Source organism: Haemophilus sputorum HK 2154 (genome assembly GCF_000287615.1).
Lineage (GTDB): Bacteria > Pseudomonadota > Gammaproteobacteria > Enterobacterales > Pasteurellaceae > Haemophilus_A > Haemophilus_A sputorum.
Genome location: NZ_ALJP01000009.1, coordinates 281787 through 306273 on the forward strand (window position 1 = coordinate 281787; position 24487 = coordinate 306273).

18 protein-coding genes are annotated in these 24487 nt (G+C 38.5%); 4 read left to right on the forward strand and 14 right to left on the reverse strand.

The genetic code is table 11. The features are described from left to right. Entirely contained in the window at positions 1 to 2037 is a 2037-nt protein-coding gene (gene uvrB / locus HMPREF1128_RS03825) for an excinuclease ABC subunit UvrB (protein WP_007525230.1), read from the reverse strand. Positions 2038 to 2464: 427 nt separating this feature from the next. Between uvrB and asnS the strand changes: the two genes are divergently transcribed. Beyond that, entirely contained in the window at positions 2465 to 3868 is a 1404-nt protein-coding gene (gene asnS, locus HMPREF1128_RS03830; protein WP_035530125.1) for an asparagine--tRNA ligase, read from the forward strand. Positions 3869 to 3979: 111 nt separating this feature from the next. Here the strand turns inward: asnS and serC are convergent, their stop codons facing one another. The 4 genes from serC to HMPREF1128_RS03850 all read right to left on the reverse strand — a co-directional run bounded on the left by serC (position 3980) and on the right by HMPREF1128_RS03850 (position 7815). Further along, positions 3980 to 5068 (reverse strand): 3-phosphoserine/phosphohydroxythreonine transaminase, encoded by a 1089-nt coding sequence (gene serC / locus HMPREF1128_RS03835; RefSeq protein ID WP_007524139.1) that lies wholly within the window; start codon positions 5066 to 5068, stop codon positions 3980 to 3982. Between the two features lie 129 nt (positions 5069 to 5197). Further along, positions 5198 to 6070, reverse strand: a complete 873-nt coding sequence (locus HMPREF1128_RS03840; RefSeq protein WP_007524419.1) for a MurR/RpiR family transcriptional regulator — start codon at positions 6068 to 6070, stop codon at positions 5198 to 5200. A gap of 14 nt (positions 6071 to 6084) precedes the next feature. After that, positions 6085 to 6552 (reverse strand): N-acetylneuraminate anomerase, encoded by a 468-nt coding sequence (gene nanQ, locus HMPREF1128_RS03845; RefSeq protein ID WP_007524980.1) that lies wholly within the window; start codon positions 6550 to 6552, stop codon positions 6085 to 6087. A gap of 198 nt (positions 6553 to 6750) precedes the next feature. After that, complete coding sequence (locus HMPREF1128_RS03850; protein WP_007525531.1) at positions 6751 to 7815, reverse strand: porin; 1065 nt, start codon at positions 7813 to 7815, stop codon at positions 6751 to 6753. A gap of 464 nt (positions 7816 to 8279) precedes the next feature. On the opposite strand from HMPREF1128_RS03850, the gene priC reads away from it, so the two are divergent. Then, a complete protein-coding gene (priC, locus tag HMPREF1128_RS03855) occupies positions 8280 to 8792 on the forward strand; it encodes a primosomal replication protein PriC (RefSeq protein ID WP_007525327.1) in 513 nt (170 codons plus the stop codon). 34 nt (positions 8793 to 8826) lie between these two features. Here priC and galU read toward each other — a convergent pair whose 3' ends face one another. The 5 genes from galU to HMPREF1128_RS03880 all read right to left on the reverse strand — a co-directional run bounded on the left by galU (position 8827) and on the right by HMPREF1128_RS03880 (position 15565). Beyond that, positions 8827 to 9714, reverse strand: coding sequence for a UTP--glucose-1-phosphate uridylyltransferase GalU (gene galU, locus HMPREF1128_RS03860; protein WP_007524284.1), 888 nt, complete (start codon positions 9712 to 9714; stop codon positions 8827 to 8829). Between the two features lie 101 nt (positions 9715 to 9815). Beyond that, positions 9816 to 10004 (reverse strand): carbon storage regulator CsrA, encoded by a 189-nt coding sequence (gene csrA, locus HMPREF1128_RS03865; RefSeq protein WP_007524115.1) that lies wholly within the window; start codon positions 10002 to 10004, stop codon positions 9816 to 9818. Positions 10005 to 10100: 96 nt separating this feature from the next. Then, positions 10101 to 12725, reverse strand: a complete 2625-nt coding sequence (alaS, locus tag HMPREF1128_RS03870; protein ID WP_007524055.1) for an alanine--tRNA ligase — start codon at positions 12723 to 12725, stop codon at positions 10101 to 10103. 223 nt (positions 12726 to 12948) lie between these two features. Continuing rightward, the gene (locus HMPREF1128_RS03875) at positions 12949 to 14880 is read right to left on the reverse strand and encodes an LTA synthase family protein (RefSeq protein WP_007524764.1); all 1932 of its coding nucleotides are present in this window, start codon (positions 14878 to 14880) and stop codon (positions 12949 to 12951) included. 259 nt (positions 14881 to 15139) lie between these two features. Beyond that, positions 15140 to 15565 (reverse strand): universal stress protein, encoded by a 426-nt coding sequence (locus tag HMPREF1128_RS03880; RefSeq protein WP_007523989.1) that lies wholly within the window; start codon positions 15563 to 15565, stop codon positions 15140 to 15142. A 206-nt stretch (positions 15566 to 15771) separates the two neighbouring features. Here HMPREF1128_RS03880 and HMPREF1128_RS03885 point away from each other — a divergent pair, with 206 nt between their 5' ends. After that, entirely contained in the window at positions 15772 to 16554 is a 783-nt protein-coding gene (locus tag HMPREF1128_RS03885; protein WP_007525024.1) for an FNR family transcription factor, read from the forward strand. A gap of 68 nt (positions 16555 to 16622) precedes the next feature. On the opposite strand, the gene topA is transcribed toward HMPREF1128_RS03885, so the two are convergent. Then, positions 16623 to 19229, reverse strand: coding sequence for a type I DNA topoisomerase (gene topA, locus HMPREF1128_RS03890; protein ID WP_007524326.1), 2607 nt, complete (start codon positions 19227 to 19229; stop codon positions 16623 to 16625). A 151-nt stretch (positions 19230 to 19380) separates the two neighbouring features. Between topA and HMPREF1128_RS03895 the strand changes: the two genes are divergently transcribed. Then, positions 19381 to 20277: a LysR family transcriptional regulator gene (locus HMPREF1128_RS03895; RefSeq protein ID WP_007524550.1), complete on the forward strand. Its 897-nt coding sequence runs from the start codon at positions 19381 to 19383 to the stop codon at positions 20275 to 20277. 55 nt (positions 20278 to 20332) lie between these two features. Here HMPREF1128_RS03895 and HMPREF1128_RS03900 read toward each other — a convergent pair whose 3' ends face one another. The 3 genes from HMPREF1128_RS03900 to HMPREF1128_RS03910 form a co-directional block, all read right to left on the reverse strand. After that, positions 20333 to 21877, reverse strand: coding sequence for a subtype B tannase (locus tag HMPREF1128_RS03900; RefSeq protein WP_007524740.1), 1545 nt, complete (start codon positions 21875 to 21877; stop codon positions 20333 to 20335). Positions 21878 to 21935: 58 nt separating this feature from the next. Beyond that, positions 21936 to 23243 (reverse strand): amino-acid N-acetyltransferase, encoded by a 1308-nt coding sequence (gene argA / locus HMPREF1128_RS03905; RefSeq protein ID WP_035530130.1) that lies wholly within the window; start codon positions 23241 to 23243, stop codon positions 21936 to 21938. Between the two features lie 127 nt (positions 23244 to 23370). Beyond that, positions 23371 to 24468: a lytic murein transglycosylase gene (locus HMPREF1128_RS03910; protein ID WP_007524093.1), complete on the reverse strand. Its 1098-nt coding sequence runs from the start codon at positions 24466 to 24468 to the stop codon at positions 23371 to 23373. Positions 24469 to 24487: the final 19 nt, after the last annotated feature.

Sequence of the window (24487 nt, forward strand, 5' to 3'; positions counted from 1 at the left end):
TTAAATTTCTAATAAACACATTTTCAAATTATGAATTTCATCTCTCACTGCAGCCGCTTTCTCAAACTCAAGATCTTTTGCAAAATCTCGCATTTGTTGTTCTAGCTGTTTCAGTTCTTTTTCTAACGCTTGACGAGATTTCGGTTTAGTGTCATTTGCAAAACTGTCTGATTTTTTGACCGCTTGTTTGCCACGTTTTGGTTTGTCCGTTTGACCAATATCGAGTAATTCACCCACTTTTTTATTCAATGCTTGCGGGACAATGCCTCGTTCTTCATTGTATTTCATCTGTTTTTCACGGCGACGTTCAGTTTCTTGAATCGCTTTTTGCATAGAATTTGTAATTCGGTCACCATATAAAATAGCTTTACCATTGAGGTTACGCGCAGCACGTCCGATGGTTTGGATGAGTGAACGTTCGGAACGTAAAAAACCTTCTTTGTCTGCATCTAAAATTGCGACCAATGAAACTTCTGGCATATCTAACCCTTCACGTAATAAGTTGATGCCGACTAACACATCAAACATTCCTTTACGTAAATCATGAATAATTTCAACACGTTCAACCGTATCAATATCACTATGCAAATAACGCACTCGCACGCCATGTTCATCTAAATAATCGGTTAAATCTTCCGCCATTTTTTTCGTTAATGTCGTCACAAGCACGCGTTCATCGACCGCAACGCGTTTATGAATTTCTGAAAGCAAATCATCCACTTGTGTCGCTACTGGGCGAACTTCAATAATCGGGTCAAGCAAACCGGTTGGGCGCACGACTTGATCCACAACATCTCCGTTAGATTTTTCTAACTCATAATTTCCCGGCGTGGCGGAGACATAAATCGTTTGGGGTGCTAGGCGCTCAAACTCTTCAAATTTGAGTGGGCGGTTATCTAATGCGGAAGGCAGACGGAAGCCATATTGCACCAAGTTTTCTTTTCGAGCGCGGTCTCCCCGATACATTCCACCAATTTGTGGGACGGTCACATGAGATTCATCAATAATTAACAAACCATCGCTAGGCATATAATCAAATAAGGTTGGAGGTGGTTCACCTTCTTTTCGGCCAGATAGATAGCGAGAGTAGTTTTCAATCCCTGAGCAATAACCTAACTCGTTCATCATTTCAATATCAAATTGCGTACGTTGCGCAATGCGTTGTTCTTCAATCAGCTTATTCTCTTTGATGAAATATTCACGACGAGCGACTAATTCAGCCTTAATTTCTTCAATTGCAGCAAGAATTCGTTCTCTGGGTGTTACATAGTGCGTTTTAGGATAAATCGTATAACGCGGAACTCGCCCTAAGCTATGGCCAGTAAGCGGATCGAATAACGATAAGTTTTCAATTTCATCATCAAATAACTCCACGCGTAACGCAACTTCATCGGATTCTGCGGGGAAAATATCAATCACTTCACCACGAACACGAAAGGTTGAACGCTGGAACGCTTGATCGTTTCGGGTGTATTGTAATTCAGCAAGGCGCGCTAAAATTTCACGTTGATTGATAATTGCGCCTACTTGTAAATGCAGCATCATTTGCATATAAGCATCCACATCACCCAAACCATAAATGGCTGAAACGGAAGCAACAACAATGGTATCTCGTCGTTCTAGGAAAGATTTAGTGGCAGAAAGTCGCATCTGCTCAATTTGCTCATTGATAGAAGCGTCTTTTTCAATGAAAGTATCGCTGGCAGGCACATAGGCCTCTGGTTGATAATAATCATAATAAGAAACGAAATACTCTACTGCATTTTCTGGGAAAAAGGCTTTCATTTCCGCATAAAGTTGTGCAGCAAGCGTTTTATTCGGTGCCAGTAACATGGCTGGGCGATTTAGTTTTGCAATCACGTTCGCAATCGTAAACGTTTTCCCTGAGCCAGTCACACCTAATAAAGTTTGATGCGCTAAACCATCATTTAATCCTTCTGTTAATTTTGCAATCGCCGAAGGTTGATCGCCAGAAGGTTTAAACGGGCTGTGTAAAATAAAAGGTTTCCCTTGTTTTAGGTCTTGAGTATTACGCATAAAAAATCCTATTTTGTCTAAATAAAATTTTATCACATTTAGCGGTTAGTGTATAAATTAACAGAATGGGGAAGTAAATCTTCTTATTACACTTAAGAAAAATCTGAAGCATAAAAAAAGCCCGAATCCAATAATCAGAAACGGGCGGAGGTCTTACCTAAGGAAATGAAAAAAACTTTGCTGATAAATTCAGTCAGTTAGCGATATATCTGACTAAATTGCTTTCACAAAGTTCATCTTTTTTTATAAAAATTTTAAATTTTTTTATTGGTGCTACTCTTTTTGTTCAAAAAGGCGGGATATTTCCTGAAATGATTGATCTGTTTTTGAGCTAGATGAGAAAAAAATCCCCCGCCACAGCTAGATTTCTAGTAGAATAGCGAGGATTTTATCTAAAATGCTAGAAAATATTATTTTGAGGTATTCAATGTCTAAATTTCCAACAGTTTCAGAAGTCCTCACCGGTAAAGTTGCGGTAGGCGAAACCGTTTCAATTCGTGGTTGGGTGCGTACCCGTCGCGATTCTAAAGCGGGATTATCTTTCTTAGCCGTTTATGACGGTTCTTGTTTTGATCCTATCCAAGCTATTATCAATAACGACTTACCAAATTATCAAGATGAAGTATTACGCTTAACAGCTGGCTGCTCTGTGGTTGTAACCGGTCAGATTGTAGAATCTCCGGCAGAAGGTCAAGCAGTAGAATTACAAGCAACGCATGTTGAAGTGGTTGGTTGGGTTGAAGACCCTGATACTTATCCAATGGCAGCAAAACGCCACTCTATTGAGTATTTACGTGAAGTCGCACACCTTCGCCCGCGTACTAACTTAATCGGTGCTGTTGCACGTGTGCGTCACTGTTTAGCGCAAGCGATTCATCGTTTCTTCCATGAGCAAGGTTTCTATTGGGTTGCAACGCCGTTAATCACCGCATCTGATACTGAAGGTGCTGGCGAAATGTTCCGTGTTTCAACACTAGATTTAGAAAACCTACCACGTACTGAAGAAGGTAAAGTCGATTTCAGCCAAGATTTCTTTGGTAAAGAGTCATTCTTAACCGTATCTGGTCAATTAAACGGCGAAACCTATGCTTGTGCATTAAGCAAAGTTTATACATTCGGCCCAACTTTCCGTGCAGAAAACTCTAACACGACTCGTCACTTAGCTGAATTCTGGATGGTAGAACCTGAGTTTGCATTTGCAGATTTAGCTGACAATGCAAAATTAGCCGAAGATATGTTGAAATATGTATTTAAAGCAGTATTAGCCGAACGTCCTGATGATATGGCATTCTTTGCAAAACACATTGATAAAGATGTGATTACTCGTCTTGAAAACTTTATTGCATCGCCGTTCGCGCAAGTTGATTACACTGATGCAATCGAGATTTTATTAAAATCAGGTAAAGAGTTTGAATTCCCAGTTTCTTGGGGTATCGACCTTTCTTCTGAACATGAACGTTTCTTAGCAGAAGAATACTTCAAATCGCCTGTGGTTGTGAAAAACTATCCGAAAGACATTAAAGCATTCTATATGCGTTTAAATGAAGACGGTAAAACAGTAGCAGCAATGGACGTTTTAGCACCAGGAATCGGTGAAATTATCGGTGGCTCACAACGTGAAGAACGTTTAGAAGTATTAGATAAACGTATGGTGGAAATGGGCTTAAACCCAGAAGATTATTGGTGGTATCGTGATCTTCGTAAATACGGCACGGTTCCGCACTCTGGCTTTGGTTTAGGCTTTGAACGTTTAATTGTGTATGTCACTGGCTTACAAAACATTCGTGAAGTGATTCCATTCCCTCGGGCACCGCGTAATGCGAACTTCTAATCTGTACAAGCGATAAAAATTAAGGCGAACTTTGCAAAGTTCGCCTTTTTCATATCTGTTTATCATTTTGCAAATAAGCGTTCAAATTTAACCGCTTGTTTACTCATGAAATTAACTGTTTTCTTTCGCAAATTTGTCCATAAATGCAATCAGTGCTTCAACACCTTCAATCGGCATTGCGTTATAAATAGAAGCTCGCATGCCACCTAATACTTTATGCCCTTTTAATGCCTGTAAACCTGCTTGAGTTGCCTCTGCTACAAATTTCGCATTCAATTCATCGTTATTTGTCGTAAAAGTGACATTCATTACAGAACGGTTTGGCTTAGCAATGTAGTTATGATAGAAAGTGCTGCTGTCTAAATATTGATAAAGCAATTCTGCTTTTTTCAGATTACGCGCTTCCACGGTTTTTACGCCACCTTCTTTCAATAAGTGTTTAAACACTAGCGCACATAAATACCATGCGAAAGTTGGGGGGGTGTTAATCATTGAATCTGCATTGGTTTGCGTTTCATAATTCCAGATAGATGGTGTTGCTTGGCGAGCATGACCAATTAAATCTTCACGCACAATAACAATTGTGATACCCGCTGGCCCAAGATTTTTTTGTGCACCCGCATAAATCAGACCAAACTGACTAATATCAATCTCACCTGATAAAATGTTAGATGACATATCTGCCACCAATACTGCATTCCCTACATTTGGAATTTCTTTGATTTCTACACCAGAAATCGTTTCATTTGTGCAGTAATGAACATAATCATACTGTTCTGCAATATCAGAAAAATCGGTTCTCACCACAGAAATCACACCGTTAGCATCTGTTTCTGTAATATTGATTTCATCAATCTCACAGAAATTACGCGCTTCTTTTGCTGCTGTTGCAGACCAGTGACCGCTATTTAAATAGAGCGCTTTACCTTTCTTACCAATTAAATTCATTGGAATTGCCGCAAATTGTCCGCGTGCGCCGCCTTGTAAGAATAAAATTTTGTAGTTGTCTGGAATGTGATAAAGCTCACGGAAATCTTTATCTGATTGCGCAGCTAGTTCCGAGAAATATTTACCACGGTGGCTCACTTCCATTACAGAAGTGCCTTGATTTTGCCAGTTTAATAATTCTGCTTGAGCTTGTTCTAATACCGCTTTAGGCATCATTGCAGGGCCTGCGCTGAAGTTATAAATTTGTGTCATGTGTTTGCCTCTATTGTTGAAATGAAAAAGGGCACCTATTAGAAATAGGTTTGTCCTAAAATTCTAATAGAATACCCTTGAATTGCAAGCCGCAAGCGGTCATTTTTGTCGATTTTTTTGCAAAAGGCCTTATTTGATCGGTAAACGATGATCTTGCAATACTTGCATTGTTTTTTGTTTAAACTCTAATGCACTACCTGGGTTAGCTTGAACAATCAACATATAAATCAAATCTAACACAAATAATTGGGTCATTCGTGTACCGAGAGAGTCCCCTTGAATATGCCCTTGGCGATTGCCATTGACTAACACATAATCAGACACATTAGTAATTGGCGAACGCATATTATGCGTTAAAGCGATGGTAATCGCGCCATTTTCTTTCGCTAGTTTTAACGATTTATATGTTTCTTCTGAATAACCAGTATGACTAATCCCGATTGCAACATCCCCCTCTTTCATTAAGGAGGCCTGCATATACATAAAGTGATTGTTGGTAACCGCATCAATTGGATAGCCAATTCGCATTAGTTTAAATTTAAAGTCTTCTGCAGTCAGCCCTGAAGACCCTACACCGAACAAAATAATGCGTTTTGCCATGCGAAGCGCTTGCGTAACTTTTTTCAGTTCCTCGAAATCAAGTAAATTAAGTGTTTCAGTGATGACATTATTAAGGCTTGCTTGCAATTTAACTGCGATTTCTTTTGGCGTATCACGTTCAGAAACATCTGTATCTAATAAAACGCGATTCGCTCTATCTTGGGTAGCAAGCTCAATAGCCAGATCTAATTTAAAATCTGTATAACCTTTAAAACCTAATGTGCGACAAAAACGAATAAAGGTCGCCTCCCCCACATCGAGTTGCGTTGCGACTTCAGATAATGAACATTGGCTTAATAAATCCGGACGCGCCAAAATTGCGGTGGCAATTTTCTTTTCTGTTTTCGTTAAGCTACTATGCAATGCACCAATTTTGTCTAGAATTTTACCTTGTGTGGACATAACACACCTCCCGCTTATAGCGCCTCAACTGGTACTTTTACCACTAATTTTTTAATCGTTTGAGATTTGCCGTTAACGGTATTGCCTGGTTTATGCGGTTCGTAAGGGAGGAAAATAGCAAATTGATTTGGTTTTAAGATAACCTCATTTTTATCTTCAATAGCTGGTGTTAATTGGTAGTCATCTTCATCACGATATTCATCAAATTTGGCTAAATCTGGTTGTTGTAAGCCATATTCAATCATCTCTTCGCCTTCAATAACTAATTGAATATCAACAAATTTACGATGCATTTCTGCTTGTTTACCTTCAGGCATTGAGGTTTCAAATGTCATAACATTCATTTGAATATCATCTACTAATGGTTGCCAACCTAATGGCAAACTAGCAAGATCTAAAGCGGTTAATTTTTCACATAATTTTGCAAATACTGACGGTAATGATTTTGCATAATCCGCTCGAGTAAGATCACCTAATAACATATTATTCTCCTTAATGAGCACTATCGCTCCCAAATTAAATTCTCTAAATGAAGATGCACTCCATTTTGCATAGCGTAGTGCTTTATCCTTGAAATAACAAGCAATAAATTAAAAAAATGAGAAGCAGATCAAATTTTAACAAAGAAAAACCCCAGCATAATGCTGGGGTTGATTCAATTTATGATAATTGTTTAACAATTACCAGAATACACGCATACCTACGCCGATAGCTTTATCTTCAACTTTAGCTGTGTAGTTGTAGCCATTGCCTGTGTAATCGAATTTTTTAGCACGTACGTATTTGCCTTCAACAAATGCAACAACTTCTTTGCTGAATTTGTAATCTACGCCTAATAAGAAACCGTGTGCAGTTGCTTTAGATGCGTGTTGTTCTTTAGCACGTTCGTATAAATAGTTACCATATACTTTAGATGCAGGAACTACTTGATATGCAAAGCCTGGAGAAACATAGAATTTATTGATTTTCGCACCAGCTTTTTTCACGTGTGCATAACCGAAGTCACCAGTTAATTTGAAATTATCAACTGTATAACCAAGAGATGCTAAGTAACCATCTTTGCGGTGTTTTACATCGTTTGAACCAGTTTCATAGTTAGTGTGACCATATGCAAAACGAGCATCAAAGTTATCTTGTGCGAATAATGCACCTACACCATATGCATTTTTAGTTGGAGCCGATAATGCAGCACCATTCTCTTTGTGTCCTTGACCAAAGTTGTAGTTTGCGCTAAGTTGTAAACCTTCAACACCTTTATAGTCATAACGTACTACACCAGTACCAGCAGTTTCAACATAAGCACCTTTTGGAATAAGACCATATTCGTAGTCATTCGCTTGGCTTAAATCATCAGCGATAGTTACTTGACGACCGAATGTTACTTCACCGTATTGTTTGCTACCTAAACCTACATAAGCACGTTTAGCGTATAAATCGCCGAATTGGTCACGAGATTCAGTTTTATCAAAACGGAACTCTAAACGACCTAATGCGTAGAAGTCTTCACCTAAGTTGTGTTTAACTTTCACACCAAAACGTGAACCTGCATTACGTAACGCTGAGCCTCTAGTTTTCTCAGATTTGTTAGTAGCAACAGTTGTTTTTTTCGTGTTAGCTTTTTCTAAGATTAAACGTAATGAACCATCAAAATCAACTTTAGTTTGATCTGTGTCTAATACGGTAACAGCTTGAGCTGAAGATGCTGCGAAAGCCGCAACTGATAATGCAACAAGAGTTTTTTTCATAACAATCACCTTTCCAAGTGTAGGTTTATATTTATACAACTACTCTTTTGAGAGCGTTAAGAGTAATTTCCAAAATTTTACATTTAGTTCCGTAAATTCGGGTAAATGTCTTTTGCGTGGAAATAATCGCAAAAAGACACCATGCTGTCAATAGGCAATGATGTAAATTTATTTATTAAAAAAACATAATAAAAACAATTAGTTATAAACTTATCATCAAAAATGGAGCATTTTCAACATTTAAAATGCATTTTTTCTTCACTTGGAAAGTTAACATAACTTATTGATTTATAATGACTTTACCTTAATAAACTTAAATTTACGCTTTTAAAAAATTATTTTGTGATGTAGTTCTCAATTTTAAAAAAAACTTGCTTTATAGTAGCTTCCATACACAAAAAAATACCATTTTATTTTCAAAAATTCCCTTTTATAATAGAAAAAACAACTTTATTCGTTAATTTATGCCTATTCACGCTCAAGATTTTTCCTCTTATTTAGCATTTTTCACACCATTTTTAAACCAAGAAGCGGTCGTTTTTGATGACTGTTTTACTAAAAAAACACAACTCGTTTTGCATTTTGTTTATGAGATGCAAGAAACCATTACACAACTCACTCAACAAAAAGATACTGAACACGCTGAAGTTTATGCTGCACGATTATTACGCCAATTCGATGCACTAAAACGCGCAGTTGCCCATATTAAACCAGAGAAACAAGCGCTATTCCAATCAAGTTATCAATTCCCGAAAAACATTCATAGTTTACCAGTATCCAAACGACTCAATGAGTATCGAAAAGCATTAAGAGCATTACATGAAAAAACAAGCTGGTTAATTGAACAGAATTTGAAAGCGACAGATGCTAGAGTTAAGCAGCAATTTAAAAATAGTATTCAAGAAACAGAATACCGAAAGCAGAAATGCATTGCTGCGATTGAAAAATTAGAGGAAGAATTAAGTTTTGTAAAATAAAAAGCCCCTAATGGGGCTTTTTAAATTCTTGGAATTAAAGTGTTTTAGCGAGCTTTTTAATATAATCTTTAAACTCTGCGCCAAATTTATTATGACGTAAGCTATATTCTACGAATGCTTCCATATAACCTAACTTATCGCCACAGTCAAAATTGCGACCGGTCATATTAAATGCTTCTACGGTTTCTTGTTCAATCAGCATGTCAATTGCATCAGTTAATTGAATTTCATCGCCAACGCCTACTGGAGTTTTCTCTAGCAAGTTCCAAATATTTTTCGAGAAAACATAACGTCCTACTACAGCCAAATTAGATGGTGCTTCTTCCACTGCTGGCTTTTCAACCATTTTAACAATCTTGGCTGAACCACCTACTGGAATTTCTTCACCCGCACAATCTGCCACGCCATAGCTACTCACGGTTTCCATTGGCACTGGCGCAACCATTATTTGGCTATATCCAGTTTCATTAAAACGCTTAATCATAGCAGCTAAGTTTTCAGTTTTTTGATTCGCTGTAAAATCTGCCAAGATAACGTCAGGTAATACAACAACAAATGGTGCATCACCCACTACTGCTCGTGAACAAAGTACTGCGTGACCTAAACCTTTTGCCTGACCTTGACGAACGTGCATTAACGTTACATCTTTTGGCACAATAGAACGTACTTCATCTAATAGCTGACGTTTAACGCGTTTTTCAAGCATGGTTTCGAGTTCAAATGAAGTATCAAAATGGTTCTCGATAGCATTCTTAGAAGAATGAGTAACAAGTACAATTTCTTTAATACCAGCTGCTACACATTCATTAACAATATATTGGATCAATGGCTTATCCGCAATGGTTAACATTTCTTTTGGAATTGCTTTCGTTGCTGGAAGCATTCTTGTACCTAAACCTGCAACAGGAATTACAGCTTTCATATTTTTTCCTTATATGAGACGTCCTTACCATATTTGGCAAAGGATTTGATGATTTACTTAACTTGCATAGACAAGCTTGTTTAGTATTTTAGTATCGCGCTCTATTCTTCAACAGAATTACTATCTTCCGCTGCTTTAATGCGTTCATAAATTTCTTGACGATGTACAGCAATTTCTTTTGGTGCATTCACACCTAATTTCACTTGATTCCCTCTTACGCTGAGAACTGTAATTTCAACGTCATCCCCTATAATCAAACTTTCCCCAATTTTACGGGTTAAAATAAGCATAAAAAACCTCCACAGGTCTATTTATATCTGCCTTGTGAAGGCTAAAATCACAAGGCAGTTGCCGTTAGAATCATTCTAGACGACAAGTTATAGTTATTAGATTTTTGCCTGAATCCATTCTTTTGCAAATGTAAGTGCATTAGATAAATGTTGCGGCTCAGAGCCACCCGCCATCGCCATATCTGGACGGCCACCACCTTTTCCACCTACATGCTGGGCCATTTCTCCTACTAATTCGCCAGCTTTGACCTTGTCAGTTAAATCTTTCGTTACCCCAACAATGAGGCTAACTTTATCATCAACTACGCTTCCGAACACAATAATGGCAGTTCCTAGTTGATTTTTCAAGTCATCAACCATTGTTCTTAATGCTTTAGCATCAACATTATCAATTTGTTGAACAACCACATTCACACCATTGATTTGCTCTGCTTGTTTTGCTAAATCTGCACCAGCTTGTGAAGCTTGTTTTGTTTTTAACTGCTCAAGTTCTTTTTCTGTACGTTTTGCTTTATCTTGAAGTTGTTGGATTTTCTCCACCAAACTTGCCACATCAGTTTTTAACACTTCCGCACTATTTTGTGCAATTTGTTGAAGATTATGCAACCATGCTAATGCATTTTCACCGGTAACAGCTTCAACACGGCGTACGCCAGCAGCAACTGCACCTTCAGAAGTGATTTTAAATAAACCAATATCTCCAGTTTGGTTGACATGCGTTCCACCACAAAGTTCAATTGAGAAGTCTGACATATCTACAACACGTACGACATCCCCATATTTCTCACCGAATAACGCCATTGCCCCTTTTGCTTTTGCAGATTCAATATCCATTTGCTCAATCACAACTTGAATATTTTCTCTTACTTTACGGTTAACAATACGCTCAATTTCTGCCAGTTGCGCTTTGTTGATAGCCTCTGGTTGTGAGAAGTCAAAACGCAATACCTGCTCGTTCACTAAAGAACCTTTTTGTGCAACATGGTTACCTAACACTTCACGCAGTGCTGAATGCAATAAATGCGTTGCTGAGTGATTTAAGGTAATTGCGTGACGACGTTGTGCTTCAACTTCAGCCTTAACTTTATCGCCTACTTTTAAACTACCAGAGGTTAATTGACCAATATGACCAAAAACTTGTCCATATTTTTGTGTATCATTAACTTGGAAATTGCAAATTTCTGAAGAAATTAAACCGCTATCACCGACTTGACCACCAGATTCACCATAGAATGTAGTTTGATCTAAAATCACTACCGCATTTTCGCCAGATTTAATTTCATTAACAGACTCACCATTGCTGAATAATGCGACTACGGTTGCATCGGTATTTAATGTCTCATAACCCTTAAATTGCGTTTGACCCTCAACTTTAATTACATTGTTGTAGTCCATACCAAAGTTGCTGCTAGCTTTTGCACGCTCACGTTGTGCTTGCATTTCTGCTTCAAAACCTTTCTCATCAATCGCAATATTACGCTCACGACAAACGTCCGCCGTCAGGTCTAATGGGAAACCGTAAGTATCATAAAGTTTAAATGCAACTTCACCAGATAACTGATTATTAGTTACTTTTGCTAATTCGTCTTCTAATAATGCCAATCCACGCTCAAGCGTACGTGCAAACTGCTCTTCTTCTGCTTTAAGCGTTTTTTGAATATGGGCTTGTTTTTGTGAAATGATTTCACCTGCATGCCCCATAACTTTAGCTAAAGTTGGAACTAACTCATAGAAGAATGCACCTTTTGCACCTAAAATATTGCCATGGCGCACTGCGCGACGAATAATACGACGTAATACATAGCCACGACCTTCATTTGATGGAACAACCCCGTCTGCAATTAAATAAGCACAAGAACGGATGTGGTCTGCAATTACGCGTAATGATTTATTGTTTAAATCTGTTACGCTTAATAATTCTGCAATCGTTTTGATTAGTGTTTGGAAAATATCAATCTCATAGTTTGAGTTCACATGCTGCAATACAGCCGTCATACGTTCTAAGCCCATGCCAGTATCTACTGATGGTTTTGGTAATTTTTCCATCGTGCCGTCTGCATGACGGTTAAATTGCATAAATACGATATTCCAAACTTCAATGAAACGGTCACCATCTTCTTCTGGAGAACCTGGTAATCCACCCCAAATATGATCACCATGATCATAGAAGATCTCGGTACAAGGACCACAAGGACCTGTGTCGCCCATTGCCCAGAAGTTATCTGAAGCATATGGCGCACCTTTGTTATCACCGATACGAATAATATGTTCTGACGGCACACCTACTTCATCATGCCAAATGTTATAAGCTTCATCGTCGGTTTCATAAACGGTTACATAAAGTTTTTCTTTTGGTAAACCTAACCATTGCGGAGAAGTTAAATATTCCCAACCGAATTTGATTGCATCTTGTTTGAAATAATCACCGAAACTGAAATTCCCCATCATTTCAAAGAAAGTATGATGGCGCGCGGTATATCCTACGTTTTCTAAGTCATTATGTTTACCACCAGCACGCACACAACGCTGCGCAGTAGTTGCGCGGGTATAAGGACGTTTTTCATTACCTAAAAATACATCTTTAAATTGGTTCATCCCTGCATTAGTAAATAACAAGGTAGGATCATTTTCAGGCACTAGAGAACTACTTTCTACAACGGTATGCCCTTTACTATGGAAGAAATCTAAAAAAGATTGTCTGATTTCTGATGTTGTTTTCATTTAAATCATCTCTTAAAAAATCGTTATTTGAATATATAAGATTACCAGCGCATATTCGTTATTTTGGCAGGCAATAATCCTCTTCCCATTTTACACTTATTTCATATAGATTGCTAAATAGAATTGCGCCTATTTTTGCGTCTTATTAAAAATTTGTTAAATATAAACAAAAAACGACCGCTTGTGTTGTCACAAAACGGTCGTTTTCGCTTAAATTTTCTGACTATTTTTCAGTGCCAGATTGATATAGGCGACCTTTGTAGAGGTAACTTCCTAATAATGCATGCGCTAAGGCTTCTTTTTTCATATCTTCTGGCACAGCTTTTTCTGTTAAAGTCTCTGTCGCTTTATCATAATAGTAACCTTTGGCTTCTACTTTCGGCGCTTGAATGACTACATCATGATTACCTTTCATCATTGCTTGAACTTGATCAAATTGCATGAAGGCCCGATCTGGATTCACATTTTGGGTTAAGTCAAATCCAATCATCGGATAGTTTCCACTAACCCCTGCAACGGAAAGTAACGTTGTCGGCATATCAATTTGACTCACTAAGCGATCATCTCGGCGTGGTTGAATACCTTCACCTAAAATCAGTGCCGGAATATGGAAATGTTTAATCGGCATTAAAGACGCCCCCGCAACACGCGAGTCATGGTCTGCGATTACTAAGAAAATGGTATCTTTCCAATAGTTTGAGGCTTTAGCTAGTTTAAAGAAATGCCCAATCGCATAGTCAGCATACTTTGAGCTGTTATTTCGCGTTTGTTTAGGTTGTTCATAAAGCTCAATTTTGCCATCTGGGAACTCAAATGGATCATGATTGCTTGAGCTAAATACAAGGCTGAAGAACGGTTTTCCTTCTTTTTGTAACGCTGTAAATGTTTCATTTGCCTTATCGAATAAATCCTCATCACTGACGCCCCATGTTGCAGTAAATTTTGGATTTTTATAATCTTGCTGATCGATAATAGTTTTGAATCCATTACCATAGAAGAAGGTCGCCATATTATCAAAATGCTTTTCGCCTCCATAAATAAATGAGGTGTTATAACCTTGTTGGCTTAACAAATCAGCAATAGTGAAAAAGCCATTTTGTGCATTATTTAATTTCACTACTGCACGTGCTGGTGTTGGCGTAAACCCAGCAGTTACTGCTTCAATACCACGCACAGAACGCGTACCTGTTGCGTATAAATTTTCAAATAACCAACCTTCTTTAGCCAATTTATCAAACTCTGGAGAAAGTGGTTTACCGCCTAATGTCCCGATAAATTGAGCACCTAAACTTTCTTCCAAAATAATCACGATATTCTTTGGCTTACCTTGATAAGTCGCTTGGTTTTTTGTCAAGGTCGGGAATTTATCAGAAATATAATCACTTTCTGGGCGTCCGCGACTCTGTTTGACAATACGTAGCATTTCATCAGTATCCATTTTGCCGTACATTTCAGAAGATTTATCTTCATCTTTAAATTGCTGTGCCGCATAAATAACAGAATAGCCTGAATTTAATACTAATGAATTCACTAATGCATCAGAAGAAAAAGCAACCATTGCAGGGTTAATCCCACGGTGTTGAAAACTAGAACGTGCTCCAATAAAACTTACGGCAATGATTAGCAATGCTGCAACAGGGCGTAATGTCCAACGCATAACAGCTAAGTTTTTGACTGCATAGGCCGAAAGTTTCCAATAGAATATCGTTGCCACTAATGTAATGGCTGAACTAACAACTACCGCGGTTAAATGCCCCTCTACCAACATAGAGAAGACTTCTTGAGGATAAATTAAGTATTCAATAAATAAGCGGTTTGGGCGGAAATCGTAGGTTTCAATAAATGCAGGTGTAGCCAATTCCATAAACAGAATAAACACACTGCCTAATGTCAGCCATACACGTAGCACTTTTAACCATAACTTGTTGTTATGCAAAAATACGGTTAATAATGCTGGCACGCCGAATAAATAACAAAGTGCAACAATATCAATTCGTAGCCCTTGTAGGAATAATTGTCCCCATGCATCTACTGCAGAAACACGTTCTGATTGCCATAATGCCAATCCTAAACGGGAAAGCGTAAAGACAATGAGATTTACCAATACAAAAAAGAATATGGGAAAGAGTGAAGATCGTTTTTTCATAATAGTCATATATTTGAAATGATTTGATTGCTTCCATGCAATAACAGAATGGAAAGCGCCTTTTATTTTGTTGTGAAATGGTTATGTGATCAAAACGAATTTTTCGACAGACTTTAGTTTCGTTTAGTTTCACATTTGACCAACCTCCAAATAACAAAATTTGGTGGAGTATCAAGCCAAAATGGCATATCGTCAAGAATTAAAATCATAAAAAGCTAAGGGCGAAGCCTTTACAGCTTCGCCCTTTAGGAATTTCTATCGTAATTTATTACTCATCATCAAGTGGTACAACCAACATATCCACTTTTACGCTATTCATTAATTGACGGGTTGAAGACATAAATTTGCTCCAAAAGTCTTGGTGATGCCCTGTAATTAATAAATCAACATCATGTTTATCTACTGCTTCTTCTAACACTTGGCTGAAATCACCTGTGCCATTGAGTTTTTCTGTTACAGGATAAGTAATTTGACCTGCGAGATCATTTAATGCTTTGCTTGTTTCAGCAATCACACTATCTTGAACCGAAGACATATTGATATCAATTAAACCGGTATAAAGATCAGAAAAATTCACATCAACGTGAATAAGAGAAAGTTTTGCGCCGAATTTTTCTGCAATATGTGCCCCTTTTCTAAGTAATACGAGGCTTTCTTCAGAAAGATCAACAGCAACTAAAATATGTTTATACATAAGAAGCTCCTTGCGTTTGCTTATTAAATTTTTAATATATGAATAAATACTACCATTCTTCACTAGGGAAAAATGTGATTAACTTCTCATTTTTGAAAATTACTTTAAGCCTTTAATAAAATACTCAGACTACTTTTCTCAATACCTTTTTAGTGTTAAACTTTGCGGTAAATCAAATTTATAAAACATTTCACGGACGTTTTTTTATGAAACTTGTTGCTGATTCCAAACATACCGGACGTTCTTGCACAATTCATTGCCAAAATTGTAGCATCAGCCAGCTCTGTTTACCATTCACGCTTAACGAGCATGAATTAACTCAGCTTGATAACATCATTGAGCGAAAAAAACCGGTTCAAAAATCTCAAATCATCTTCAAATCTGGTGATGAATTACGTTCAATTTATGCTATTCGTTCTGGTACTATCAAAAGTTACACTTTAAGCGAAAGTGGCGAAGAACAAATTACCGCTTTCCATTTACCGGGTGATTTAGTTGGTTTTGATGCCATTATGAATATGCAACATGTTGGTTTTGCACAAGCGCTTGAAACCTCCATGATTTGTGAAATTCCATTTGAAATTCTTGATGACTTGGCGGGTAAAATGCCGAAAATTCGCCATCAAATCATGCGCTTAATGAGTCATGAAATTAAAAGCGATCAAGAGATGATTTTATTATTATCGAAAATGAACGCTGAGGAAAAACTAGCCGCATTTTTATATAACCTTTCTCAACGCTATGCAGCACGTGGTTTTTCTGCCAGAGAATTCCGTTTAACGATGACACGTGGCGATATCGGCAACTATTTAGGTTTAACGATTGAAACCATCAGCCGCTTACTAGGGCGTTTCCAAAAAAGTGGCATGATTACCGTACAGGGTAAATATATTATGATCAATGATATGGAAATGTTAGAAGAATTATCTGGCGCAAAACGTCCGCAAATTGCTATCGTTGAGGTTTCTGAAGAAGTAACAAGCGGTTAATTTTTAAAACTTTTTTGCAAAAGCAATAATAAAGGCGAACATGATGTTCGCCTTTTACTTATCTAATATTATTTCTTACGTTCTACCCATTGTCCGTCTAGATAATCCATTATCCATTTCGTTTTCTTACCCCCTTTTTCTGAGGTGATATATTGACGTTTTTCTTTACGGCTAAAGCTAATAATAGCTGGATTACCTTCTGGATCAGTTAAAGGCGCATCGGCTAAATACTGCAATTTCTCTGGTAAACGTTCACGATATTGCGCCAATTCAGCCACTTTTGCTGGACGACTCTCACGTACTTTCGGGAAATTATGCGCGGACATAAATACCCCCACTGCACTATCTCTCAATACGAAATATGCATCTGCTTTTTCGCATTTCAATTCAGGGAACGCAATTGGCTCTTCACGTGGTGGCGCAACCTCTCCGTTTTTCAAGATTTTACGCGTGTTATCGCAATGGGTGCATGCCATGTATTTGCCGAATCGACCTAATTTTAAATGCATGTCTTCACCGCATTTATCACATTCAATAACAGGACCATCATAGCCTTTGATCTTAAATGAGCCTTGCTCTAACAAATAGCCATCACAATTTGGATTATTCCCGCAAATATGCAATTTACGGTGCGCATCAATCATATAGCTATCCATTGCTGAATCACATTTTGGGCAACGTTTTCTAGCCATGAGCGCTTTGGTTTCAGTCTCATCATCCAATACGTTTAATAATTCCGCCTCAGGAATCAGATTCATGGTTTCTTTACAACGTTCTTTCAGAGGTAAAGCATAACCAGTGCAACCTAAAAATACGCCGGTAGAAGCAGTACGAATAGCCATTTGGCGGCCGCAATGATTACAAGCCACATCAATCGGCACTAAGCTATTTGGACGCATACCGCCTTCAAGCTCATCAAGCTCTGCTTGCGTTAACTGTTCAGAAAAATCTTTAAAGAAACGGTTTAATGCTGCTTTCCAGTTTTCTTGACCTTCAGCGATTTTATCCAGCGTTTTTTCCATGTTCGCGGTAAAATCATAGTTCATTAAATCGCTAAAAGATTCATCTAAACGATCGGTAACAATCTCACCCATTTTTTCAGCATAGAATCGACGGTTTTCTACACGAACATAACCACGTTCTTGAATGGTCGAAATAATTGCTGCATATGTTGAAGGACGCCCAATACCACGTTTTTCTAGCTCTTTAACTAAAGCGGCTTCACTAAAGCGTGCCGGCGGTTTGGTAAAGTGCTGGCTTGGTAACACAGTATCTAACGTTAAAGTTTGTCCTAACTCGACTGCTGGCAATTCTTGATCTTCTGCTGTTTTGCCTTGAATTGGCAATACTTTCGTCCAACCATCGAAGCGTAAAACACGGCCTTTCGCTTTCAATTCATAATCACCTGCTTGAACACTCAAACTGGTTGAATCGTATTGTGCAGGTGGCATTTGACAAGCCAAGAAACGGCGCCAAATTAAATCATAAAGGCGTTCAGCATCTTTATCCATTCCTTTTAAATCATGCATGGTGTTACGAACATCAGAAGGACGAATGGCTTCATGCGCTTCTTGTGCGTTTTCTTTGCTGGAATAGAAATTTGGTTTCGCTGGCAAGTATTCGGTGCCAAACTGGCTTTCAATATAGCTACGCGCCATATTTAAAGCATCTTGGCTTAAATTGGTTGAGTCGGTACGCATATAGGTAATGTACCCTGCCTCATACAAACGTTGCGCCAACATCATTGTTTTTTTCACACCAAAACCTAAACGGGTGCTAGCGGTTTGTTGTAACGTAGAAGTAATAAACGGCGGACTCGCTTTTGATGCGGTTGGCTTTTTCTCAACTTCTGATACAACAAATGCAGATTGCTGTAAATTTTCGACCGCTTGCATGGCTTGCGTTTCGTTTTTCGCTTGCCATTTTTTGCCTTTAAAGCTAACTAACTCTAATGGTAAGGGTTTACATTGTGCAAAAGTATTAGCAACAATTTCCCAATATTCTTGTGGTTGGAATGCTTTAATTTCACGCTCACGCTCAACTAATAATTTCACTGCGACAGATTGCACACGCCCAGCAGATAAACCACGAGCAATTTTTTTCCACAATAATGGTGAAACCATAAAGCCCACTACGCGGTCTAGAAAACGGCGAGTTTGCTGTGCATTGACACGATCCATATTGAGATTATCTGGATGCTCAAACGCTTTTTGAATCGCATTTTTAGTGATTTCATTAAATACTACACGGCTAAAACGTTGTTCATCACCCCCAATAACCTCGCGTAAATGCCAAGCAATTGCTTCCCCTTCTCTATCCAAGTCGGTTGCTAAATAGATATGGTCTGCTTTTTTTGCTAATGATTTGAGTTCTGCGACGACTTTTGCCTTATCTGGCATAATCTGATAATTCGCTTTCCAATCATGATAAGGGTCAATGCCCATACGTTTAACTAATGCACTACGATCTTTTTCTGCCTTTACTTTGGCTTTTTCTTCAGCACTCATGCCTTTTGTTGAGATCGGCTTAGCTCGTTCTTTCTTTTCCTCAGAACCGCTTTTAGGTAAATCACGAATATGGCCAACGCTAGATTTCACAACATAATCGCTACCTAAATATTTATTGATGGTTTTCGCTTTTGCAGGCGATTCCACAATCACTAATGATTTTCCCATAGCAATCTACCTAACCTGAAATTAACTCAATATGAATAAAAATAAATATTTGCGCAAAATTATTCCTTTTGGGTTGATTTTTTCACGCGCTATTTTTACGATAACAAGGCTAAACAGAAATTACAACAGAATAAAGCAGAAAAAGAAGAGAATGGACAAACTAAACGCAATTAACCTTTTTTGTAAGGTGATCGAAACCCAAAGTTTTACCCAAGCAGCAAAACAAATGAACATGTCGCTCGCGATGGCCAGTAAATTGGTTTCTCAACTAGAAGCATTTTTAAATGTTCGCTTATTACATCGTACAACCCGCAAAATCACCCCAACTGAAGCGGGAATGCTCTACTATCAGCGCTGTGTACCAATTATCAATGATTTAAAAGATGCAGAAGACAGCATCAGCGATATTGCCAGTTCACTACAAGGGCAAATATCTATTTCTCTTCCAATGGATTTTGGTACACGTTTTATTGCACCGCATTTGAATCAATTTTTAGAACACTATCCCAACGTAACATTAAATTTAGAATTTAGCGATCGTCGTGTAGATGTAGTGGCTGAAGGATATGATTTAGTTTTAAGAATTGGACGACTAGAAGATAGCTCACTATTTGTCAAAAAAATTGGCGCATCCGATAACATTATTGTCGCCTCTCCTGCTTATTTAGCTAAATTTGGCACACCAACCCATCCAAGCGAATTGGCTAATCATCAATGTTTGGTTTACCATATGCATCGTGCTTGGAAATTTAATATTGGCGATGAACAAATAATTATCCAACCCCAAGCGCGCGTTCAAAGCAATAATGGTTCTGCACTAGTAGCCATGGCAAAAGCGGGACAAGGCATTATCAACTCGCCCAAATTCTTGTTAAAAGATGAATTACAATCTGGTGCGCTAGTGCCTATTTTAACAGACGCGCATCAAGCTCAATTTGATATCAGCCTACTTTATCCGCATCGCCGTTTTTTATCACCAAAGGTAAAAGTATTTATGGCGTTTCTTGCTCAATTACTAGAAGAACAAAAAGCGTATTTAGTGCGCTAGTTTTTGCAAACAAGCGGTCAAATTTGACCGCTTGTTTACTATCCATGTTATGCCATTATCGACTGATACTATCTGTCCAATTAAATAACTCTTCCAAATCGTAATCCCCTGAATGTGGAACATTCCATGGCGTTTCATAATCTACATTCTTTCCTGCCATACTTAACTTAATGGCTAAGATTGCACTAATAGCATGAGAGGTATCTCTATCACGCGTGCCTGCGCGAACCCGCCAATGTTGTGTTGGGCTAGTTTCTATATAATTCATTGCATTCATCAACTTAATCAATTCAGGCTCAGCCATTAACTTGGCTTTATCGCCTTTCTCTTGGCTTTTAGCTAAAGAAAATGCCGTGAAATGGCGATTATTAATTGTTTCTGTCCCAAATAAATTATTTTCGCCACTACTTAAATTTAACGCATCAAACGCTGGTGGTGACTTCATTCGTTTTTCCGCATGAAGATAACCATTCCAATCCATATCACTTACGCCATCTTTACCTAAAGTTAGCCATTTAATGCCTGATAAATCATTACCTTGCTTATGATATTTATCAGCAGCTCGAACCATTACCTGCTTCACATACTCTTTGAAAGAACCATTTCCCTCTTTATCTAAGGTTAACGCCTGACCTTTTGCATCTTTTAAATTTAAACTATTTAAATAAGCGGGGAATGCAGCTTTCAACTCATCAGAAATGGCAATTTCCTCTGCTTTTAATGTCCCTTCGATCATGGCTAGTGCTTGGCTACGGTCGTTATAGCTATTTGCATTTAAACGACTCATATCCATTCGACGATAATCATTAACACCATTGAATTCCCATTCATACGCCATATCTGCGTGTTCTAAGTTGGTAATCGGACAATAAGCTGAAACCGCAAAAATGCTATCTGATGCTTTCGCCGCACCTAAACTCGCAAAATAAGCTTCATAGTCTGCATGATCACCACTTGCGCCTAATAAAGCAGATAATGCACCACCTGCACTCGTTCCATTAGAGATAATTTTATTGGCATCGCCCGGCATAACTGCATCGTTTGCATGTAAATAACGGACTGCCGATTTCAAATCAATAATCACAGCCGGTGCTTTCCCTGTGTATTTGCCATCTTTCTCAAGTGTTCTACCACGTGCTCCAACACTGGCTACGACATACCCTTTTGAAAGCGCAGTAACAATTGCATTAGGTTTATCACTACTGCCAAAGCCTTTTTTATCATAAGTGGCGGCTTTTGCTGGCATATAACCACCTACTGAATTAGGTAAGAAAATCGGCGCGGTATTGGCATTAAAACCATTGATACTACCATTTTCAAAATAAGCTTCTGGCACATAAATATTCAGCGTTTGATAATCTGCTTCAACGGGATGTTGTACATAAACAATTTTCTCAAAAGCTCGGAATTTAACTGTTTCACCGTTCACTTTCGTTTCTAAAGTACGATAATGCTTTGGAGAAAAAGTCAGATCAAAGCCACTATCGGTTTGATTGAAATAAGGGATATTGGCTAATGGATCACTTTTATCCATTGGAGCAGCCTGTGCCATGATGGCCGTTGTGCCAACAAGAGAGGCAAGTAAAGTTCGAGAAAACATAGTTTTTCCTTCTATTTGTAAAAAATCAGAAAATATGACCACTTGTAGCGCGATAAGTTTATAGGTTTAAAATCAACACTTTAGACATACGTTGATAGTTGTAATTCTCCCGCTTATAAGCAGGTAAATCATCTGGAGAGGCAAGCTCAAACCCTCGCTCTTGAAACCATTGGGTTGTTCGAGTCGTCAATACAAAAAGTTTTTCAATCCCTAATTTTTGCGCACGGCGCTTAATAGCCTCTAAAAGCACATCGCCACGGGATGAATCACGATAATCTGGATGCACAGCGACGCACGCCATTTCTGCCATTTTTTCCGCTGAAAAAACATTAAGCGCAGCACAAGCAATGACAATCCCATCACGCTCAATAATGGTATAGCGGCCCACTTCCATTTCCAGCTGCTCGCGCGAACGTTTCACTAAAATACCTTGCTCTTCCAGCGGGCGAATCAGTTCTAAAATGCCCGGAATATCATGCGAAGTCGCAATGCGAATATGCTCAGAGCTTTCAAGCGAAAATTGTGTCCCGATACCATCGCGTGAGAATAATTCTTGCAGCAATGAACCATCTTCAATGTAACTAATTAAATGCGCACGTTTAATGTCTGCATTTAATACATCTACTGCGGCTTGTAAAAAGCGTGCAGCGGAATGATGATAACCACCGTTGGTAATTAACTCATTTAAGTAACGTTTTGCTTCTCGGGGGTGAATATCGGTGATAGTTTCACCCTGTGCATTCAGTAATCCCTGTGTGTCACAAAAACCAATTAGCTTGTCTGCTTTCAGTTTAATCGCAATTTGCGTGGCAATTTCTTCAAATGGTAAGTTGAACATTTCTCCAGTCACAGACGGTGCAATAGGACTTATCACAACCACTGCATTTTGTGCTAATTGATGTTCAATCGCTTCCACATTTACGCGGCGGATTTTCCCACTCAAACCGTAATCTACGCCATCAATCACCCCAATAGGTTGCGCTAAAATTGCATTTCCGCTTACCACATTTAACACTGGAGAATTGGGCTGACGAAGTGAAAGGCGAGAAATAATGTCATAATGCAATCCCCCTACGGCTTGTTTAATCAGTGATAACGTTTGAGGATCGGTAACACGAATATGTTGGTGATAACGGCTTTCGATATGATGTGTTTGCAATAGCTGTCCAATTTGACAACGCGCACCAAATACAATGACAATCTTGATACCTAAACTATGCAGCAAACTAATGTCATTAGTGATATTGAAAAAATTAGGATGCGCTACCGCATTACCGTCTAACATGATCACAAAAGTTTTACCTCGGTGCATGTTGACATAAGGGGTTGACTGCCGAAACCATTGAACTAATTCTGTGTTACGCATAATTCACTCACTATTAAAAAATAGAATCTCTTTTATACATTTATTGCATAATTATGCAATTATTTTGCATTTAAAGTCAAATTCAGACATAAAAAAAGCTAAACTCATGAGAGTTTAGCTTTTAGGATTATTGCCCCACACCTTCTAAAATTCGGTCAGCGAATTTACCAATACTAATACCGAAGTTATTTGATTTATTCCAATCCATTAACGTGCGGAAGTTGCTTGTGACTAAGAAAGCTCTGCCAGCTTCTTTATCTGGGCGAACTAGCCATAATTTTTTGACATTCATTTTCGCCAATTTTGCTGACTCACGACCATTTGGATAGGCTAAATAAACGCCCCAAGATTGCCACTCGCCAAGGCTTTTTGCTTTGTTATCTTCAATACCAGAAAATGACATATCAATCGGCGAAGAAAGCTTCACTTCAACGCCCCATGATAAGGAATTATCCCAACCTACGGTAGAAAGATAAGATGCAATGGACGCAAAAGCATCCGCTTCATTGTTCCAAATATCTTTTTTACCATCGCCATCGCCATCTGCTGCATAGCTTAAATACGCTGTTGGCATAAACTGAGTTTGCCCCATAGCACCTGCCCAAGAACCCACCATTTGGTAGCGATTCAATGTACCTTCGTCTAGCATTTTCATGGCATTGACGAATTCTTGCGTAAATAATTTTTCACGGCGACCATCGAAAGCTAGGGTCGCTAGCACTGATAACACATCAAAATCGCCCTGATGGTTACCAAAACTGCTTTCCATTCCCCACAGCGCCATGATGTACTCTTTCTGTACCCCAAATTTTGCGCTGGCTTTTTCTAAAGGTGCTGCGTATTCATACCAATGGTCAACGGCTTGGTTAACTTTATTTTGGCTTAATACTTTGTTTAAATAATTCGTCACCCCGTTTGGATTGGGTGGCGGTGGCGGTAAATTGGGATCACGACGACGTGCAGCTTGCTGTTGATCCAATTCAATTGAACGCGCGTTGTATTGAATAAATTGCTGTGACTTCAAGGTTTTAGCAGACACGCCCGCACCCGCTGCCTTTTGTTTTAAAAAGTTCACATAATCATTAAAGTTATTCTGTGTACGTGGTTTGCTATAAGGCGCATCTATCGCAAGACTGGAATATCCGCCTTTATTAGCCGTTTGAGACGAACAACCGCCTAAAACAAGCGCGACACTAAAAGAAATTGCTAAAAGGTGTTTTTTCATGCTATTGATTTATGAGCAA

Coding starts and splice junctions, on each gene's coding strand:
- HMPREF1128_RS03875 (WP_007524764.1), bottom strand. CDS start 14,880: ATGACTATTATGAAAAAACGATCTTCACTCTTTCCCATATTCTTTTTT.
- csrA (WP_007524115.1), bottom strand. CDS start 10,004: ATGCTTATTTTAACCCGTAAAATTGGGGAAAGTTTGATTATAGGGGAT.
- topA (WP_007524326.1), bottom strand. CDS start 19,229: ATGGGAAAATCATTAGTGATTGTGGAATCGCCTGCAAAAGCGAAAACC.
- alaS (WP_007524055.1), bottom strand. CDS start 12,725: ATGAAAACAACATCAGAAATCAGACAATCTTTTTTAGATTTCTTCCAT.
- uvrB (WP_007525230.1), bottom strand. CDS start 2,037: ATGCGTAATACTCAAGACCTAAAACAAGGGAAACCTTTTATTTTACAC.
- asnS (WP_035530125.1), top strand. CDS start 2,465: ATGTCTAAATTTCCAACAGTTTCAGAAGTCCTCACCGGTAAAGTTGCG.
- priC (WP_007525327.1), top strand. CDS start 8,280: ATGCCTATTCACGCTCAAGATTTTTCCTCTTATTTAGCATTTTTCACA.
- HMPREF1128_RS03900 (WP_007524740.1), bottom strand. CDS start 21,877: ATGTTTTCTCGAACTTTACTTGCCTCTCTTGTTGGCACAACGGCCATC.
- HMPREF1128_RS03850 (WP_007525531.1), bottom strand. CDS start 7,815: ATGAAAAAAACTCTTGTTGCATTATCAGTTGCGGCTTTCGCAGCATCT.
- galU (WP_007524284.1), bottom strand. CDS start 9,714: ATGAAAGCTGTAATTCCTGTTGCAGGTTTAGGTACAAGAATGCTTCCA.
- HMPREF1128_RS03840 (WP_007524419.1), bottom strand. CDS start 6,070: ATGTCCACACAAGGTAAAATTCTAGACAAAATTGGTGCATTGCATAGT.
- HMPREF1128_RS03895 (WP_007524550.1), top strand. CDS start 19,381: ATGGACAAACTAAACGCAATTAACCTTTTTTGTAAGGTGATCGAAACC.
- argA (WP_035530130.1), bottom strand. CDS start 23,243: ATGCGTAACACAGAATTAGTTCAATGGTTTCGGCAGTCAACCCCTTAT.
- HMPREF1128_RS03880 (WP_007523989.1), bottom strand. CDS start 15,565: ATGTATAAACATATTTTAGTTGCTGTTGATCTTTCTGAAGAAAGCCTC.
- nanQ (WP_007524980.1), bottom strand. CDS start 6,552: ATGTTATTAGGTGATCTTACTCGAGCGGATTATGCAAAATCATTACCG.
- HMPREF1128_RS03910 (WP_007524093.1), bottom strand. CDS start 24,468: ATGAAAAAACACCTTTTAGCAATTTCTTTTAGTGTCGCGCTTGTTTTA.
- serC (WP_007524139.1), bottom strand. CDS start 5,068: ATGACACAAATTTATAACTTCAGCGCAGGCCCTGCAATGATGCCTAAA.
- HMPREF1128_RS03885 (WP_007525024.1), top strand. CDS start 15,772: ATGAAACTTGTTGCTGATTCCAAACATACCGGACGTTCTTGCACAATT.